This window comes from Roseburia sp. 499 (genome assembly GCF_001940225.2).
Lineage (GTDB): Bacteria > Bacillota > Clostridia > Lachnospirales > Lachnospiraceae > Petralouisia.
Genome location: NZ_CP135164.1, coordinates 385,619 through 404,111 on the forward strand (window position 1 = coordinate 385,619; position 18,493 = coordinate 404,111).

Below are 18,493 nucleotides of genomic sequence, written 5' to 3' on the forward strand. Positions count from 1 at the left end.
AGGAAACGCAGTGAAGTTTGTGATTTTGACGGGAATGTCCGGGGCTGGGAAAAGTACCGCGTTGAAGATGCTGGAGGATATGGGATATTTTTGCGTAGACAATCTTCCTATTGCATTAATTGAGAAGTTTGCAGAACTTGCTAGTATGCCGAGTTCAGAAACACAGAAAGTAGCAGTTGGAATTGATATTAGAAGTGGTCAGCGTCTAGAAGGCTTGCAGGATGTTTTGGAACATCTGCGCGAAAAGGGAAAGCAATTTCAGATTCTTTATATGGATTCTACGGATGAAGTGTTGGTAAAACGTTATAAGGAGACAAGAAGAACACACCCATTGTCTGGCGGTGAACGGGTAGATAAGGGAATTGCCGAAGAACGTGTCCGCATGGAGTTTTTGAAAAAACAGGCGGATTACATTCTGGATACCAGTAATATGCTCACCAGAGAATTAAAAGCGGAGCTGGAGAAAATCTTCGTACAGGAGCAGAGTTATAAGAATCTTTTTATTACAATTGTTTCTTTTGGGTTCAAGTATGGAATTCCTACGGACTCTGATTTAGTATTTGACGTACGTTTTTTACCAAATCCTTATTATGTAGAAGGACTTCGGCCCAAAACCGGAAATGACAGAGAAATACAAGAATTTGTAATGAAGTATAAAGAAGCCAATGAATTTCTGGATAAGCTGGAGGATATGCTGAGATTTTTGATTCCGAACTATATTTCAGAAGGAAAGACGCAGTTAGTTATCAGCATTGGATGTACCGGAGGAAAACATCGTTCTGTAACGTTAGCGAATGAACTGTATCACAGACTGGAAAATGAAAAAGAATTTGGAATTAAGATTGAACACAGAGATATACAAAAGGATGCAATGAGGAGGAATTGACCATGTCTTTTTCCGGGGAAGTAAAAGAGGAATTGTCACGTCAATTTCAAAAGAGCAGACATTGCCAGATTGCAGAAATAGCAGCTATTCTTGGGTTTGAAGGAAGGTTGGAAGAAGAATCCGTATTGCGGGTTTATACAGAAAATCTGTCATTGGCAAGAAAATATTTTATGTTGATGAAGAAGACTTTTCATGCAGAGGTAAAGATTGCAGTAAGACAAAGTGGCTATCTTCCAAAAAGTCGTATTTTTGTGATTTCACTGACAAATCCTAAGGAAGTGAAAAAGGTACTTCAGGCTGTAAAGTGGCAGGATGAGAATGGAAAAGATAGTCGGGGGGAAGAATTGGTGCATCGTCTACTGGTGCAGAATAGCTGTTGTCGTAGAGCATTTATTCGAGGAGCATTTTTAAGTGCAGGTTCTATGAGTGACCCGGAGAAGTCGTATCATTTTGAAATTGTATGTACTACAGAAGCGAAGGCAACACAGTTGATGGAAATTATCAACAGTTTTGATATAGATGCTAAAACCGTACAGAGAAAAAAGAATTATGTTGTGTATGTAAAAGAAGGTGCCCAGATTGTAGATATGCTAAATATTATGGAAGCACATGTGGCACTGATGAATTTGGAGAATGTGCGTATTTTAAAGGAAATGCGTAATTCGGTTAACCGTCAGGTGAATTGTGAGACAGCCAATATAAATAAGACGGTAAATGCGGCTGTAAAGCAGATAGAGGATATCAATTATATTCGAGACACCGTAGGATTGGAAAGTTTGCCGGAAAATCTTCAGGCGATTGCAGAAGTGAGATTAAAATATCCGGAAGCGGCATTAAAAGAACTTGGAACTTTTTTGGAACCGGCAGTGGGGAAGTCGGGTGTGAATCACCGACTGCGTAAGCTATGTGAGATTGCAGAAGAGATGAGAGAAAAAGCAAAGGGATAAAGGAGTTTGAGGGTAGGAATGAAAAAGAAGAAGCTTTTATTTGTATTAAATCCTTTTTCGGGAAAAGGACAGATTAAGAACAAATTGTTGGATATTGTGGATATTTTTGTAAAAGGTGGCTATCAGGTTACGGTTCACACAACACAATGTCCACAGGATGCTATGAAACTGGTAGAAGAGAAAGCTGGAAAATATGACATGGTTGTGTGCAGCGGTGGCGATGGAACCTTAGATGAAACTGTAACCGGAATGATGCGCAGAGAGAAAAGAATTCCGATTGGTTATATCCCGGCTGGAAGCACCAATGATTTCGCAGGTTCTTTGAAAATACCAAAAAGGATGGAGAAAGCAGCCGAGGTAGCTGTCAAAGGAGTTCCGTTTTCTTGTGATATTGGAAGTTTTAATGGAGATTATTTTGTATACATAGCAGCTTTTGGCGCATTTACAGATGTATCTTATGCAACGAGCCAGGAACTTAAAAATCGTATTGGTCATGCAGCGTATATTCTGGAAGGATTGAAACGCTTACCTTCCCTACAGTCTTATCACATGAGGGTTGAATATGAAGACCGGGTCATTGAGGATGATTTTATTTATGGAATGGTAAGTAATTCTACTTCTGCCGGAGGATTTAAGAATATTACAGGGAAAGATGTAAAACTAGATGATGGAATGTTTGAGGTAACGCTGATTCGTATGCCGAAGAATCCGCTGGAATTGAATGCGATTATCGGAAGTCTTACCAGTAAGAAAGAAAATAAAGAGAATACAGATCTTATTTATAGTTTTAAGTCAGATAAACTGAAATTTATTTCTGAGATAGAAATACCATGGACATTGGATGGCGAATACGGTGGAAGTCATAGAGAAGTGGAAGTTCAGAACGAACAAGGAGCAGTCCAAATTATGGTAAAGGCCGATGCGAAATTTCTTCCGCAAAGCGCAAAAGAAGAAAGTATTGGACAAATTGTCTAAAATTTAACAAACTTAAGGATTAGATTTTGTAGTGTCAACTCTTTCTTTTTTTTCAAAAATAGAGTACACTATAAGATAGAGCGGGTTTCCGCAGAGTGGTTTCAATAATAAAGTAAATGGAGGAACAAATATGTTAGTATCAGCAGCAGAAATGTTAAAGAAAGCAAAAGCTGGCCATTATGCAGTAGGTCAGTTCAACATCAACAATTTAGAGTGGACAAAGTCTATCTTACTTACCGCACAGGAATTAAAGTCCCCAGTTATTTTAGGTGTATCTGAAGGTGCTGGAAAATATATGACAGGATATAAGACTGTTGTAGGTATGGTAAAAGGAATGATGGAAGAATTAAACATCACTGTACCAGTAGCACTTCACTTAGATCATGGTAGCTACGAAGGATGTTTGAAATGTGTAGAAGCAGGATTCTCTTCTATCATGTTTGATGGTTCTCATTATGCAATTGATGAAAATGTTGCAAAGACAACTGAATTGGTTAAGATTGCACATGAAAAAGGAATGTCTATCGAAGCAGAAGTAGGTTCTATCGGTGGAGAAGAAGATGGTGTTGTAGGAGCAGGAGAATGTGCTGATCCAAACGAATGTAAAGCAATCGCTGATCTTGGTGTAGATATGCTTGCAGCAGGTATTGGTAACATTCATGGTAAATATCCTGAAAACTGGGCTGGATTAAGCTTTGAAACATTAGATGCAGTTCAGCAGAAGACTGGAGATATGCCATTAGTACTTCATGGTGGTACAGGTATTCCAGAAGACATGATTAAGAAAGCAATTTCTTTAGGTGTAGCTAAAATCAACGTTAACACAGAATGCCAGTTAGCTTTCGCAGATGCTACCAGAAAATACATCGAAGCTGGAAAAGACTTAGAAGGAAAAGGATTTGACCCACGTAAGTTATTAGCTCCAGGTGCAGAAGCAATCAAAGCAACTGTAAAGGAAAAAATGGAACTGTTCGGTTCTGTAGGAAAAGCAGAATAAGAAGTAATAATTAACCAGCCTTTTCTTACCTAAGGTGAGAAAAGGCTGAAGTTGTTTTTGGCACTTTTTAAGTACGACCTACTTATTGTTGTTACTTTCAACAAAAGAAAGAAGAAAAAATGAGTAAATTTGTTTAAAGTGAAAAAAATAAATTTTTTCTAAAAATACTATTGATTTTTTCTAAAAAGTAGGGTATCTTAATACCAGACATAAAACAAACGTGTAGAACAAGGGTGTTCCAATAGGATTGGAATGCCCTTTTTTAATAAGTTTACATAACACGAAAGAAGTACATATTATAACTTAGGGGATTGCGTTTGTATGTTGAAGAATGAGAAAGAGAAAGGATGTAGAGAAATGAGTGAATTTTTGGATGTAGCAGAAATTTTTGGCGAAAATGTATTTAACGATACTGTTATGCAGGAACGTTTGCCAAAGAAAACCTACAAGAAGTTAAAAGAAGTAATCGAAGAAGGAAAGGAATTAGATCTTGAAACCGCAGATGTAGTTGCACATGAGATGAAAGAATGGGCAATTGAGAAAGGCGCTACTCACTATACTCACTGGTTTCAGCCACTGACCGGTGTGACTGCTGAAAAGCATGACTCCTTTATCACAGCTCCAATGCCAAACGGAAAAGTATTGATGAGCTTCTCCGGAAAAGAGTTAATTAAAGGAGAACCGGATGCATCTTCTTTCCCATCCGGAGGTTTAAGAGCAACTTTTGAAGCTAGAGGATATACAGCGTGGGATTGTACTTCACCAGCATTCGTAAGACAGGATGCAGCAGGAGCAACACTTTGTATTCCAACTGCTTTCTGTTCTTATACAGGAGAAGCACTTGACCAGAAGACACCATTGCTTCGTTCTATGGAAGCAATCAATGAGCAGTCCTTACGTCTGTTGAGATTATTTGGAAACACAACTTCTAAGAGAGTTACCCCATCTGTTGGACCGGAACAGGAATATTTCCTGGTAGACAGAGAGAAGTATTTAAAGAGAAAAGACTTGATTTTCACTGGACGTACTCTTTTCGGAGCAATGCCTCCAAAAGGACAGGAAATGGAAGATCATTACTTTGGAGCAATCCGTGAGCGTATTGCTGCATACATGAAGGATGTTAACAAAGAGTTATGGAAACTGGGTGTAAGTGCTAAGACACAGCATAATGAAGTTGCTCCGGCACAGCATGAGTTAGCTCCAATTTATGCAGAAGCAAATATTGCAGTAGACCACAACCAGTTAGTAATGGAAACATTAAAGAAAGTAGCAGGACGTCATGGATTAACTTGTCTGCTTCATGAGAAACCATTCGCAGGTGTAAATGGTTCCGGTAAGCACAATAACTGGTCTATTACAACAGATGATGGAATCAATCTGTTAGACCCAGGTAAGACACCACATGACAATATCCAGTTCTTATTAGTACTGACATGTATCTTAAAGGCTGTTGATAAGCATGCAGACTTACTTCGTGAATCCGCAGCAGATGTTGGAAATGATCACAGATTAGGAGCAAATGAAGCACCGCCAGCAATTATTTCTATATTCCTTGGAGAACAGTTGCAGGATGTATTATCTCAGTTAATCAGCACTGGTGAAGCAACCAGAAGCTTGAAGGGTGAAGTTCTTCAGACAGGTGTTAAGACATTACCAGACTTCATGAAAGATGCAACAGATCGTAACCGTACATCACCATTTGCTTTCACTGGAAATAAGTTTGAATTCCGTATGGTTGGTTCTAACGATTCTATCGCAGCACCAAATGTTGTATTAAATACTATTGTTGCAGAAGCATTTTCAGATGCATGCGATATTCTGGAAAAAGCAGATGACTTCGATATGGCAGTACATGATTTGATTAAAGAGCAGGCTACAGAGCATCAGAGAATCGTATTTAACGGAAACGGTTATTCTGATGAGTGGGTTGCAGAAGCAGAAAAACGTGGACTTCCAAACATCAAGTCTATGGTAGATGCAATTCCTGCATTAACTACAGATAAGGCAGTTGCAGTATTTGAAAAATTTGGCGTATTTACAAAAGCAGAATTAGAGTCTAGAGTAGAGATTCAGTACGAGAACTATGCAAAAGCAATTAACATTGAAGCACGTACTATGATCGATATGGCAGGAAAGCAGATTATTCCATCTGTTATCAAATATACAACTAGCCTTGCAAATTCTATCAACGCAGTTAAAGCAGCAAGCGATGCAGACGTAAGTGTTCAGACTGAATTGTTGACAGAGACATCTGATTTATTATCTGAAACTAAGGTTGCACTTGCAAAATTGATGGAAGCTACTGATAAGGCAGTTGCAATGGAAGAAGGCAGAGAACAGGCTGTATGCTACAGAGATGAAGTTAAGACAGCAATGGATGCATTGAGAGCCCCTGTTGACAAACTGGAAATGATTGTTGATAAAGAAATGTGGCCAATGCCATCTTATGGAGATTTAATCTTCGAAGTATAATAATCAGAAATACACTGGTAACCTCCTGTAAAAGGGAGGATGCCAGGTAACCGAAGTCACCTGGCATTATTATGAAAAAGTTTATTCGAAAAGTAATTTTTATTACTAGAGGTTATCATTTGTTATGAGTTTATTATATGGATAAGAAATGAAGTTTTCATGTTCACAAGATGAAAGATTTTTGAATGTATCATGAATAAATTGTGAACATAAAATAGGATAAAAATACGATACTTTTTTCGGACCACAAAGCGGTGGATAACGGGGAAAGTGTCGTTTTTTTTATGAATTTAATCGCTGGAAAAATTGCTAGTGATTATGAAGAAACGAGGAGGGATTCGTTATGACAGAAGAAGCAATTGTAAGTTTAATTAGTGAACATACCTTTGGTATTTGGTTTTTAATTGGTGCCGCACTGGTATTCTGGATGCAGGCAGGTTTTGCAATGGTAGAGGCAGGTTTCACCAGAGCAAAGAACTCAGGTAATATTTTAATGAAGAACCTAATGGACTTTTGTATTGGTACCGTAGTATTCATTTTAATTGGTTTTTCCCTTTTATTAGGTGAAGATTTAGCAGGATTCATCGGAAAACCGGGATTTGATATTTTTTCAGCTTATGCAGATTTTGATTTTTCAAATTTTGTATTTAACTTGGTATTCTGTGCAACCACAGCAACAATTGTATCAGGAGCTATGGCTGAAAGAACAAAGTTCTTATCTTATTGTATTTATTCCGGAGTGATTTCCGCGTTGATTTATCCGATTGAAGCACATTGGATTTGGGGCGGTGGCTGGTTAGCAGAATTAGGCTTCCACGATTTTGCGGGTTCCTGTGCAATTCATATGGTAGGTGGTGTTTCTGCACTTATCGGTGCTAAGATTCTTGGACCTCGTATTGGCAAATTTACAAAAGACAAGAATGGAAAAGTTACAAAAGTAAATGCATTCCCAGGACATAATCTTCCACTTGGAGCTTTAGGATGCTTTATTCTGTGGTTTGGATGGTATGGATTCAATGGTGCTGCTTGTACTAGCATTCCACAGTTAGGATCTGTATTCCTAACAACAACCATTGCGCCAGCAATTGCAACTGTAGTATGTATGGTTTTCACATGGGTAAGATATGGTAAGCCGGATGTTTCTATGTGTTTGAATGCGTCATTAGCTGGTCTGGTAGCAATTACAGCTCCTTGTGATGTGACAGATGCATTAGGCGCAGTAATTATTGGTGCTGTAGCAGGTGTGTTAGTAGTGTTTGGCGTATGGTTATTAGATTATAAATTACATATTGATGACCCAGTAGGTGCCGTAGCAGTTCATATGATGAATGGTATCTGGGGAACAATTGCAGTTGGATTATTTGCAACTACATCTGCTCCGGGAAATGATAGTGTAAAAGGATTATTCTATGGCGGTGGATTCGAACAGTTGGGAATTCAGTTGTTAGGTGTTGTATCAGTGGTAGCTTGGACTGCAGTTACAATTACCATTGTGTTCTTAGTGATTAAAGCAACAGTAGGATTACGTGTTACCGAAGAAGAGGAAATCGTTGGTCTGGATGCTATGGAACATGGATTGGCATCTGCATACTCCGGATTCAGTATCATGGATGTTTCTAATACTATGACAATGGATGTAAATGAAAACACCAATCTTGGTACTGCTGCATATGAAGAAGCTTCGGATGTTCAGAAGAATGCTGCTGTCAAAGTGGTTTCTGCTGTACCAAAGGATGCAACTGGTATGTACAAGGTTGTTATTATTGCTAAGTTATCACGTTACGATAAGCTGAGAAAGGCAATGAACGAATTAGGTGTAACAGGTATGACAGTAACTCAGGTTATGGGTTGTGGTATCCAGAGAGGTGCAGGCGAGAAATATCGTGGCGTTGAAATGGATGCAACCTTATTGCCAAAGGTTAAGGTTGAAGTTATTGTAGGTAATATTCCGGTAGATAAGGTAATTGAGACTGCTAAGAAGACTCTTTATACTGGACATATCGGTGATGGTAAGATTTTTGTATACGATGTTGCAAAAGTTGTTAAGGTTCGTACCGGTGAAGAAGATATGCAGGCTTTACTGGATGTGGAATAGGTATTATCTAATCCCCTTAGTTAGTATATACATCAACAGAGGGAGGGCTCGGAATTTTTCCGGGCTCTCTTTCTATATTCAATTACTTGCAATTTAGTAGGAAACATTATATGATAAAAGCAAGAAGAAGTACAGTGGGGGCAGTTTTATGAAAGATAGTGTTTTGTTTGTAAATCGCGACCAGGCTGAAATAAAAGAATTTTTGAATGCGATGCAGGATTATACTTTTGAAATTGATACAGCGGACAGTGGCTTGGAAGCGGCAGTTTTATTACGAAAGAAGAGCTATAAAGTAGTGATTACAGGGATGAATTTGTCCACATATGATGGAATGAAATTGCTTGCATATCTGAATGGACATTGTCCTTATACGGCGTGCATTGTTTATACAACAAGGATAGATTTGGCACAGTTACGGGTATTGGTAAACCAGAGAGAAGTATTTCGAATTTTTCTAAAACCTGTGAATTATCGTGGGGATTTTTATAATGCGATCAAAGATGGATTTGCTTATTATGACATCAGGGAAGCTGAGATGGAAGAACAGAAAATCCTAGAACAGAAACAGAGAAACAGAGAAGACACAGAAGTACAAGAGGTAGAATCACCGGATAAGATAGAATGGAATCAAATGAAAAGTTTCATACGCTCATTGGTGCCTTTGAGTGTGGAGAACTTTGATATTTCTTTATCAGAGGAAGAAAGGCAGATACTTACTACATATGAGCAAACGATATTAGACTATTATCTGCAAGAAGAGTATGAAGCGTGTGATAGTCTTGAGATGTTAAAAGCAAGGATAAAGCAAGAGTTTGTTTTAAATGAACAGCAACAGGTTGTAATAGAAACGAATCAAAAGCTAGTAAATTCCAAACCGGGATTCTATGAACAATTACATTTTATGATATGGTTGTTGCTAACGCAGATAGCGGAGATATCTGATACCTATAGTGTGAAAATAGAAATGGATTTTCAGATACCATTTCGACCGATGATTCGAATACAAGCGAGTACATCTCGAGAGGAATGGAAACGATATAAAGAAAAGAAAATTTGCCGGGAGCGTACAAAAGTAGTTACTTCTATTATGGAGTCGTTTGCAGAACGGTATAAAATGGAAATAACGGAGGATTCCATTATTTATCAGGTACAGATGAGAACAGAAGAACGAAAAAAAGTAAAATAAAAATTCCGTTGGAAAGAAGGAAAACATCTTTCCAACGGAATTTTTTAATTTTCACCAGTATGAGTAGGTGTGTTATTCGATGAATTATTGCCATCATCACTTGGAAGTTTGCTTTGGTCTGCGTTTGGTGTTGAACCATCCGTTTCTGAGTCATCCGTCTTAGAACCAGGTGATGGGTCTATTGAAGGAATCTGTGGAATAACGGAAGCTGCATTGTGTATAGTACACTGATTTTGCGTATCTGTTAATAGATATGGTCCGTCTTCTGTATCAGGGGAACCTCCAATAATGTAAACACTAGTCTGACGATTTTCGGCAGGACAGAATTCATTTGCCAACATACCGGAAATAGTACAGATTGTTGCACTAATATGATGATCACACACTTCTGTAGGTTCTGTGCCGGCAGCAAAGTATTCTGTTTCTACCATACTTCCTCTTGGATCACAGTCACAAAGTCCTTCTACGGCAAGTTTACCGGATTTTTTACATACGGTTGCAGTTACAATGCCATCCGGTTGTGTGAAGTCTTTATATTCCAATCCTTCGTGAATACGACTCATAACATTTTTCCAAAGAATTTTTGGAGTGTTGGTTTGTCCGGATTTGTTCTGTGGACTGTTATCGTCGTATCCGCACCATACGACACAAGTGTAATATGGCGTATAGCCGGCGAACAGAGCATCTCTGTTTTTAGTGGTAGTACCTGTTTTTCCGGCAATTGCCATACCGCTAAAGTTAGCGCGGCCACCAGTACCTGCAGTTACTACGTCCTTCATGGCATCTGTCAGTAGGAAAGCAGTGGTTTCTTTTAATACAGTATGGGTTTCCGGTGTGTTATCAATTAATACGTTTCCGTCATGGTCTAGGATACGTGTATAGAATCTTGGGCGCGTGTAAGTACCACCATCTGCAATAGTGGCATAAGCGGCAGTTAGTTCCAAATTGGTTACACCGTTCGTAATACCACCAAGTGCCAGAGATTGTACAATATCCTTCTGATCAAGAGTGGTAAAACCAAAGTTCTTCAGATAATCATATCCTACCTGCGGAGAAATATCAGTAAGTGTTTTTACTGTTACTACGTTAATAGACTTTGTAATGGCATATCTTATAGTGGTAAAGCCACGGTAGGTGCCATCGTAATTTCGAAGAGAGGTACCGTTAGAATAGGTAAACGGTGCATCATCCTGTACAGTGGCAAGGGTCATACCGGCAGTATCTAATGCAGGAGCATAGGCAGCTAGTACTTTGAAGGTAGAACCGGGCTGTCTTGTAGTGTCGGTAGCACGATTCAGTGTACGGCTTCCGGTTTTGTCGCCACGTCCTCCGACAATAGCTTTTACTTCACCAGTAGATTGGTCGATTACAGTCATAGCAGCCTGTGGCTGAAGTGTAAAGATGACAGATTCACCACCTTCAGGAATGGTGTCACCTTCACCCATAAGTTCAGCTTTGTAGGCATCAATAGCAGCCTGGGCTTCTTCCTGAGAAGAGAAGTTTATATCGTAGTCAGAATTAGAATTCTGATAATAAGAGAGCATAGTTTGTTCGCTATAGTTCTCTGTGGTTCCATCTGCTTTGTTTATTGTTAGACGATAGGAAAATGAATATTCCACATCCCCAGCGTAATTCTCAGGGTTATTTGCCTCTTCGTCGCAAATTTGCTGCATTGCCATATTTTGCGTAGATTCAATTGTAAGACCACCGTTGTAAATGGCTTTGTAAGCTTGTGTATCTGTATATCCTTTCTTTTCTACCAGATCCTGAACGACTTGATCAATCAATGCGTCTACGAAATAAGAATTAGGATCAGTTTCAGCATATTCTACATTTACCTGTTGAATACGGGAATAGACATCATCCGCAAGAGCTTCTTCGTACTCTTTATCTGTGATATAGCCCTGTTCCTTCATGTTTTTCAGAACCAGTTTCCGACGGTCTGCATTTTTATCAGGATGGCTGACCGGATTGTATGCAGAAGGATTCTTGGTGATTCCTGCAATTACGGCTGATTCAGAAAGCGTAAGCTCAGAAACATCTTTTCCAAAGTAACGGCGGGCAGCAGCTTGTACCCCCAAAGTATTTTGTCCGAGGTTAATGGAATTTAAATAGTTTTCCAATACCCAATCCTTGGACTTGACTTTTGTTAATTGTATGGCAAGATATTGTTCCTGGATTTTACGTTCTACTTTTTCGGACCAAGATTCATCTGTCCATCCATCAAATACATTATTTTTTAGAAGCTGCTGAGTAATGGTACTAGCACCCTGGGAAAAATGTCCGGTGGTGATTCCGGTAAAACCGGCACGGATAATTCCTTTGATGTCAATACCATTGTGTTCGTAGAAACGTTCATCTTCGATAGCAACGAAAGCATGCTGCATGTCTACGGGGATTTCATCCAGAGTGACATAAACACGGTTTGAACCGGATGCCACAAGGGTTGCAATTTCATTTCCCTGGTCATCCAATACCACAGAAAGATATCCGGTTGGTGTTGGATCAATATCGTCAATGTCAGGTGCGGCATCTATAATCCCCTTAAGGATTCCTATACCGGCACAGCCGCCAATAACCAACGCTGCTAAAAAACAAACAAGTAATGATTTACAGAATATTACCGTAAATTTCTTACGTATCAAGGTTCCGGTAGACGTAATCTGCTTGTCCTTCCGGGAAGCACCTTTTTTTCCATAATTCATAGTAAGCCTCCTTTATATATCCTCACTATTATAGCAAAAAAGCTATATGAAATAAAGCAAAAAATCCTTAAGATTCCCAGAAGAGAATTGCGTCATAATAGATAATATGGTACACTAAAAAGCAAATAAAGGAAGAAATACGGAGAAAATCAGATGGAAAACAAGCCATACAAGACCTTGTATGAGGGCGGCGTGGGAGAAATTGTCGAAAAGAAATCACGGTTTATTGCAACTGTGGAGAAAATAGATAATGAAGAAGAGGCATTGGCATTTATTGCAAAGATGAAGAAGCAGTATTGGGATGCAAGGCATAACTGTTATGCTTTTGTAGCAGGAAAAAATCATGAATTGCAACGTTGTAGTGATGATGGAGAACCCAACGGAACAGCAGGAAGACCGATGCTTGAAGTATTGTTGCGAGAGGATATTCATAATATTGTGGTAGTAGTTACCAGATATTTTGGCGGAACTCTGCTTGGAACGGGAGGATTGGTACGAGCTTATCAGAAATCTGTACAGGAAGGATTACGCAACAGCATTATTATAGAAAGAATGCAGGGACAACTTCTGGATATTCATACGGATTATAATGGAATAGGAAAAATACAATATATTGTTGCACAAGAAGGGATTTCTGTTTTGGATACAGAATATACCGATAAGGTAGTGGTAAAGTTAATTGTACCAATAGAAAAAATGCAAAAGTTGCAAGAAGCGGTGACGGAAGGAACCAATGGAAATGCAGTCTATCAGCTTGGAGAAATGGTGGAATTTGCATCAATTGAAGGAAAAATAAAAATTTTTTAAAAAAATTTGAAAAAAGGACTTGCATTTCTATAATATCTCATGTATAATACAACATGTTGAAAAAAACAGTGGCCCATCGCCAAACGGTAAGGCAACGGACTCTGACTCCGTCATCTCAAGGTTCGAATCCTTGTGGGCCAGCTTGAAACCATCACAGCATGTGATGGTTTTTTTATATCATAAGAAAGAGGATGTCTATGTATAGCTTTGAAAGCAAAGTACGTTACAGTGAAGTAGATAAAGAAGGAAAAATTACATTAAATGCTATATTGGATTATTTCCAGGATAGTAGTTTTTTTCATTCAGAAGAACTTGGTGTAGGGATAAAATTTTTAGCGGAACAGAAACTGGCCTGGGTATTATCTTCTTGGCAAGTTGAGATAAAACGATATCCTTTTTATGGAGAACATGTTAAAATAAGCACATGGCCTTACGATTTTAAGGGATTCTTCGGATTTCGTAATTTTACCATGGAAACGGATGAGGGAGAAATGTTGGCGTATGCTAATTCCATTTGGACGTTATTGGATTTAAGCAAGGGACGTCCTACGCGGTTAACAACAGAACTTATGGAAGCATATCAGTTGTCTCCAAAGTTTCCGATGAGTTGTGAATCACGAAAGATTGAACTACCGAAGGAAACACAGGCAAAAGAGCCGTTTCCGGTGCATAAGTATCATATCGATACGAATCAGCATGTGAATAATGGACGTTATGTAGGTATGGCACAGGAATATTTGCCGGAAGGAAAGAGAGTGTGGAAGATGCGTGCAGAATACCGGAAAGCAGCCGTATACGGAGATGTTATTCATCCCTATATTGCAGAAGATGGAGAGAAAACAATTGTGAATCTGGCAGATGGAGAGGAAAAACCCTATGCTATTATAGAATTGGAGGGAAGTAGATGATTCGCTTAGGAGAAAAACAGGAATTAACTGTAGTAAAAAAAGTAGAATTTGGTGTGTATCTTGCAGAAGCAGCGGGAGCCGAGGAAAGAGTATTGCTTCCGGGAAAGCGGGTGCCGGTAGGAATCAAAGAGGGAGATAAGATAGAGGTATTCGTTTATAAAGATTCCAGAGACCGAATTATTGCAACGACAGCAGAACCCAAGATAAAGATGGGAGAATATGCCGTTCTTAGAGTGGTGTCTGTACAGAAAATAGGAGCTTTTCTGGATTGGGGATTAGAAAAAGATTTATTTCTTCCATATAAAGAGCAGAGTGTGAAGGTGCGCGAAGGAGACGAGATTCTGGTTCGACTTTATATAGATAAGAGCAGTCGACTTTGTGCAAGTATGCGTGGATTGTATGAAATGCTTTCTACAGATTCACCTTATGAAGGTGGAGAAACAGTTCAGGGACGGGTGTATGAGTTCAGTAATAATTTTGGTGCATTTATTGCAGTGGATGACAAATATTCTGCACTGTTGCCAAAACATGAGGACCATAGTTATCTTAGAATTGGAGAAGTAGTGGAAGCTAAAATTGTGGAAGTGAAGCCGGATGGAAAGTTGACACTGACCATGCGGGATAAGGCATATTTACAGATGGAAGAGGATGCAAAACATGTACTGGAGATATTAGATCAGTATGCGGGCGTATTACCTTTTACGGATAAGGCTTCTCCGGAAATTATCATGCGTGAAACTCAGATGAGTAAAAATGCTTTTAAGAGAGCAGTGGGACGGTTATATCGCGAACATAAAATAGAAATTGTAAATCATTGTATCAGAAAGAAATAGGAGAGGATTATGACAGAGAGTAAGGGAGTAAACAGACTTTATTTTATCATTGTTGTGTTGTTTGTGGCAGCAAGTTTGATTATGGGACGGGTGATTCCGATAAAATTGCCTGTCTATGCATCCGTTTTAATAAGCCAAGCGGTAGTATTGGTGCCGGCACTTTTGTATTGTCGGATAAGAAAAATATCCATCAAGGAACTAATACCTTGTCGGAAAATTAGTTTTTCTACAGGAGTATTAGTAGTGGTTACTACTTATCTAATGTATCCGTTGATGATAGTATTAAATGCTGTAACACTTTTATTTACAAATTCAGGAACAGCATCTATGCAGAACGAAATGGCTAATTTTAGTCTGATTATTTCTACGTTATTGATTGCTGTGATACCGGCATGTGTAGAAGAGTTTGTATTTCGTGGGGTTTTGTTTCAGACTTATCGGAAGAAAAGAGTGTTTTCAGCAATTATGTTAAGTGCCTTTTTATTTGGATGTACACATATGAATCTGAATCAGTTTGCATATGCCACTGTTTTGGGAATATATCTGGCATTTTTAGTAGAAGGTACAGGAAGTATTCTAAGTTCCATTTTGGCTCATTTTACACTTAACTTTACAGGAGTATTGTTAACGCGAGTATTAAAACTAGTAAGTGGAAATCAGATGGTTTCCGAGATGCAGCAGACTGGAAAATTCGTACAGTATGGGGACGAATTTACCATAATGATGATATTTGGTATTTTAATCTGGTTTGTAATTGCGATTGGAACTACAACTGGAGCGATAGCAATTTATGTGTATATTTGTAAGAAAAATGGACGATTAGAACAAGTAAAGGCAGTTTTCCGAAAGAAAACCGATGAGAGGATGATTACGATTCCATTGATTTTGGCAGTGGCAGTAACGGTTGTGATTATGGTAAAATGTTTTTAACGAAGAAAGGACTGAGGAATCTTATGATATATGATGTTATTATTTTAGGAAGTGGTCCGGCGGGCTTAAGTGCTGCAATTTATGCACAAAGAGCGCGTTTAAATACATTAGTTGTGGAGGCAAAGCCTTTAAGCGGAGGACAGATTCTGGATACTTATGAAGTGGATAATTATCCTGGAATGCAAGGAACGAGTGGATTTGATTTAGGAATGAAGTTTCGCGAGCATGCAGATGCATTAGGGGTGGAGTTCTATACAGCTCAGGTTCAGCAAGTACGGATTGCAGGAAAGATAAAAGAAGTTGTGACTGATCAGGATACGCTTCAAGCGAAAAGTGTGATACTTGCCATGGGAGCAAATCATAGAAAGATTGGGGTACCGGGAGAAGAAGAACTGAGCGGTATGGGAGTCTCTTATTGTGCTACTTGCGATGGAGCGTTTTTTAAAGGGAAAACCGTTGCTGTTGTAGGGGGCGGAGATGTAGCTTTAGAGGATGCGTTGTTTTTAGCGAGAGCTTGTGAAAAAGTGTATCTTATTCATAGAAGGGATGAATTTAGGGGAGCAAAGATTCTGCAAGAGCAGGTGAAACAGAAAGAGAATATTGAGATTATCTGGAATGGGCAAGTAAAAGAGATTCAGGGAGAGAATAAGGTAGAAAAAATCATAGTGCATAATAATATAGAAGAAACAGATGCCGAATTGGAAGTGCAGGGGGTATTCATTGCAGTAGGAATTCAGCCAAATAGTGATGTGGTAAAGGAAATTGTTGCACTAGATGAACAGGGGTACGTGAAAGCGATGGAGGATACAGTAACCAGCCAACCGGGAATTTTTGCGGCAGGTGATATTCGAACAAAACAGCTTCGCCAGGTAATTACTGCGGCAGCAGATGGAGCGAATGCGGTTACTTCTGTGGAACGGTATCTGATAGAAGCATCTTTGTAGTTAATTTTTATATCAAATGTGTTTCTATGTTGTAACAAATTTGTAAAAAATAGGTTGACATAAGCATGCCCCTTTGTTATAATGGATTTCGTAATAAATTTGTAATAAATGTGTTGGAAGGCACATATAACAAAATGTATTATAATGGAGGGTAACATGAATAGAAATAGAATCAGAGTAGCAGCTTGTTGTTTGACAGCCACAGTTGTATTATCGAGCAGTTCTTTTGTATCTAATGCTGCACCAACAGCAGGTGCAGGAAACTTCGTTTCTACCGCATTAGCTACAGAAACTACAAATGATAACAGTACTGAAACAAGTGCTTCTGCAAACGCAGGTGTTTCTCAGACTTTTTCTCAATATTTAACACAGAAACCGACAGCAACAACCGTTGAGTCTGCAATTCAGGTAGTTCAGAATGAGACTCCTGTAGTAAAATCTGAATATGATGATATTGCGATTGCACAGGTTGATAATTATGTTAATGTTCGTTCTACTGCAAGCGAAGATGGCGAGGTAGTAGGTAAGTTATATAATAATTCAGCAGCAACTGTTCTTGCAACAGAGGGTGACTGGTATCAGATTCATTCCGGTAATGTAGAAGGTTACATTAAGGCAGAATTTCTTGTAGTTGGAGATGCAGAATTATCTAAGTCAGTTGGAACAAGAGTTGCTAAAGTAAATACTCAGACATTGAATGTTCGTAAGGAAGCAACAACAGAGGCAGGTATTTTAGGACAGGTACCAAATGGGGAAGAGCTTACTGTTGTGGAAGAGATTGATGGATGGACAAAGGTTTCTATTGAAGAAGGAGATGGATGGGTATCTAATGAATTTGTAGAGACAAGTACTCATTATACCACAGCAGAGTCTAAGGAAGAAGAAGAAGCTAGACTGAAGAAGGAAGAGGAAGAAAGACAGGCAGCAGCAGAAGCTGCAAGAAGAGCTTCAGAAAAATCTGGAAGTTCATCAGGAAATAGTTCTTCCGGAAGTAGTCGTACTTATAATCCACCAAGTGGAGGAAGTGGACAGGCAGTAGCAGATTATGCATGCCAGTTTATTGGTAATCCATATGTATATGGTGGTACAAGTTTGACAAATGGAGCAGATTGTTCCGGATTTGTAATGAGTGTATATGCAGCATTTGGTATTGGTTTACCACATTCTTCTAGTGGAATGAGAAGTGTTGGATATGAAGTAAGTCAGGATGCTATGCAGCCAGGCGATATTGTATGCTACAGTGGACATGTAGGAATTTATGTTGGTAATGGTACTATCGTTAATGCAAGTACAGAGGCAACAGGTATTAAGTACACAAATGCATATTATAGAAATATTATTACTGTTAGAAGAATTTTCTAAGAAATAATATAGAGAAGCGAAAGGGTGTCTTTTCTTATAAGTGTAACTTGTAGGAAGAGACCCCCTTTTTGATATCATAGGAAAGAGTATGAAGTTCTTATGATAGCCAAAAACGCTCCGACGCTCCGACGAATAGTAAATCAGCTGTGGATAAAATAATCAATTATCAGAATTGTTATACAGTTCATACATTTGAATTAAAAAGTCTTTTACTCCAAAGGAATAAAAAAAGACGGAGGAAAAACTCAGAAGCAAAATGCACAAAATTTCATAAAGGGTGAAAAAAATAACACAAAAGTATTAAAAAGTTATCCACATAAAAAAGTGCGGAAATATCGAAAAAAGTGAGTTATACACCAAGTTATACACATTATCCACATAAAAAAACGGGAAAAATGAGGTTTACATAGTGAAAAAACGGAACATTTGTTTTGTGAAGTTATTAT

14 protein-coding genes and 1 tRNA gene are annotated in these 18,493 nt (G+C 38.7%); 14 read left to right on the forward strand and 1 reads right to left on the reverse strand.

Translation table 11 applies throughout. The features are described 5' to 3' along the window. Positions 1-10: 10 nt before the first annotated feature. The 7 genes from rapZ (at position 11) to BIV20_RS02100 (ending at position 9,558) form a co-directional block, all read left to right on the forward strand. A complete protein-coding gene (rapZ, locus tag BIV20_RS02070; protein ID WP_075721349.1) occupies positions 11-886 on the forward strand; it encodes an RNase adapter RapZ in 876 nt (291 codons plus the stop codon). 2 nt (positions 887-888) lie between these two features. Next, positions 889-1,833: a DNA-binding protein WhiA gene (whiA, locus tag BIV20_RS02075; protein ID WP_075721348.1), complete on the forward strand. Its 945-nt coding sequence runs from the start codon at positions 889-891 to the stop codon at positions 1,831-1,833. A gap of 18 nt (positions 1,834-1,851) precedes the next feature. Further along, positions 1,852-2,808: a diacylglycerol/lipid kinase family protein gene (locus BIV20_RS02080; RefSeq protein WP_075721347.1), complete on the forward strand. Its 957-nt coding sequence runs from the start codon at positions 1,852-1,854 to the stop codon at positions 2,806-2,808. 130 nt (positions 2,809-2,938) lie between these two features. Continuing rightward, on the forward strand, positions 2,939-3,805 hold the full coding sequence (fba, locus tag BIV20_RS02085) for a class II fructose-1,6-bisphosphate aldolase (RefSeq protein ID WP_075721346.1): 867 nt from the start codon (positions 2,939-2,941) through the stop codon (positions 3,803-3,805). A gap of 357 nt (positions 3,806-4,162) precedes the next feature. Next, positions 4,163-6,277: a glutamine synthetase III family protein gene (locus tag BIV20_RS02090; protein ID WP_075721461.1), complete on the forward strand. Its 2,115-nt coding sequence runs from the start codon at positions 4,163-4,165 to the stop codon at positions 6,275-6,277. A gap of 343 nt (positions 6,278-6,620) precedes the next feature. Then, positions 6,621-8,372, forward strand: a complete 1,752-nt coding sequence (locus BIV20_RS02095; RefSeq protein WP_075721345.1) for an ammonium transporter — start codon at positions 6,621-6,623, stop codon at positions 8,370-8,372. A gap of 148 nt (positions 8,373-8,520) precedes the next feature. Continuing rightward, positions 8,521-9,558, forward strand: coding sequence for a response regulator (locus BIV20_RS02100; protein ID WP_075721344.1), 1,038 nt, complete (start codon positions 8,521-8,523; stop codon positions 9,556-9,558). Positions 9,559-9,602: 44 nt separating this feature from the next. Here the strand turns inward: BIV20_RS02100 and BIV20_RS02105 are convergent, their stop codons facing one another. Further along, a complete protein-coding gene (locus tag BIV20_RS02105; RefSeq protein ID WP_075721343.1) occupies positions 9,603-12,263 on the reverse strand; it encodes a transglycosylase domain-containing protein in 2,661 nt (886 codons plus the stop codon). Between the two features lie 153 nt (positions 12,264-12,416). On the opposite strand from BIV20_RS02105, the gene BIV20_RS02110 reads away from it, so the two are divergent. The 7 genes from BIV20_RS02110 to BIV20_RS02140 all read left to right on the forward strand — a co-directional run bounded on the left by BIV20_RS02110 (position 12,417) and on the right by BIV20_RS02140 (position 18,047). Next, on the forward strand, positions 12,417-13,070 hold the full coding sequence (locus BIV20_RS02110) for a YigZ family protein (protein ID WP_075721342.1): 654 nt from the start codon (positions 12,417-12,419) through the stop codon (positions 13,068-13,070). A 69-nt stretch (positions 13,071-13,139) separates the two neighbouring features. Beyond that, positions 13,140-13,211 (forward strand) — tRNA-Gln (locus tag BIV20_RS02115). A gap of 56 nt (positions 13,212-13,267) precedes the next feature. Beyond that, a complete protein-coding gene (locus BIV20_RS02120) occupies positions 13,268-13,978 on the forward strand; it encodes an acyl-[acyl-carrier-protein] thioesterase (protein ID WP_075721341.1) in 711 nt (236 codons plus the stop codon). Then, entirely contained in the window at positions 13,978-14,811 is an 834-nt protein-coding gene (locus BIV20_RS02125; RefSeq protein WP_075721460.1) for a CvfB family protein, read from the forward strand. The genes BIV20_RS02120 and BIV20_RS02125 overlap by 1 nt, the downstream gene beginning before the upstream one ends. A gap of 9 nt (positions 14,812-14,820) precedes the next feature. After that, positions 14,821-15,741 carry a CPBP family intramembrane glutamic endopeptidase gene (locus tag BIV20_RS02130; protein WP_075721340.1) on the forward strand — a complete coding sequence of 307 codons (921 nt, stop codon included), beginning with the start codon at positions 14,821-14,823 and terminating at the stop codon, positions 15,739-15,741. A gap of 23 nt (positions 15,742-15,764) precedes the next feature. Further along, positions 15,765-16,685 carry a thioredoxin-disulfide reductase gene (trxB, locus tag BIV20_RS02135; RefSeq protein ID WP_075721339.1) on the forward strand — a complete coding sequence of 307 codons (921 nt, stop codon included), beginning with the start codon at positions 15,765-15,767 and terminating at the stop codon, positions 16,683-16,685. Positions 16,686-16,841: 156 nt separating this feature from the next. After that, positions 16,842-18,047 (forward strand): C40 family peptidase, encoded by a 1,206-nt coding sequence (locus BIV20_RS02140; protein WP_075721338.1) that lies wholly within the window; start codon positions 16,842-16,844, stop codon positions 18,045-18,047. Positions 18,048-18,493: the final 446 nt, after the last annotated feature.

What these genes read in the sequence shown, in the direction of transcription:
- whiA (WP_075721348.1), top strand. Translation starts at nt 889, where the DNA reads ATGTCTTTTTCCGGGGAAGTAAAAGAGGAATTGTCACGTCAATTTCAA.
- BIV20_RS02080 (WP_075721347.1), top strand. Translation starts at nt 1,852, where the DNA reads ATGAAAAAGAAGAAGCTTTTATTTGTATTAAATCCTTTTTCGGGAAAA.
- fba (WP_075721346.1), top strand. Translation starts at nt 2,939, where the DNA reads ATGTTAGTATCAGCAGCAGAAATGTTAAAGAAAGCAAAAGCTGGCCAT.
- BIV20_RS02090 (WP_075721461.1), top strand. Translation starts at nt 4,163, where the DNA reads ATGAGTGAATTTTTGGATGTAGCAGAAATTTTTGGCGAAAATGTATTT.
- BIV20_RS02095 (WP_075721345.1), top strand. Translation starts at nt 6,621, where the DNA reads ATGACAGAAGAAGCAATTGTAAGTTTAATTAGTGAACATACCTTTGGT.
- BIV20_RS02100 (WP_075721344.1), top strand. Translation starts at nt 8,521, where the DNA reads ATGAAAGATAGTGTTTTGTTTGTAAATCGCGACCAGGCTGAAATAAAA.
- BIV20_RS02105 (WP_075721343.1), bottom strand. Translation starts at nt 12,263, where the DNA reads ATGAATTATGGAAAAAAAGGTGCTTCCCGGAAGGACAAGCAGATTACG.
- BIV20_RS02110 (WP_075721342.1), top strand. Translation starts at nt 12,417, where the DNA reads ATGGAAAACAAGCCATACAAGACCTTGTATGAGGGCGGCGTGGGAGAA.
- BIV20_RS02120 (WP_075721341.1), top strand. Translation starts at nt 13,268, where the DNA reads ATGTATAGCTTTGAAAGCAAAGTACGTTACAGTGAAGTAGATAAAGAA.
- BIV20_RS02130 (WP_075721340.1), top strand. Translation starts at nt 14,821, where the DNA reads ATGACAGAGAGTAAGGGAGTAAACAGACTTTATTTTATCATTGTTGTG.
- trxB (WP_075721339.1), top strand. Translation starts at nt 15,765, where the DNA reads ATGATATATGATGTTATTATTTTAGGAAGTGGTCCGGCGGGCTTAAGT.
- BIV20_RS02140 (WP_075721338.1), top strand. Translation starts at nt 16,842, where the DNA reads ATGAATAGAAATAGAATCAGAGTAGCAGCTTGTTGTTTGACAGCCACA.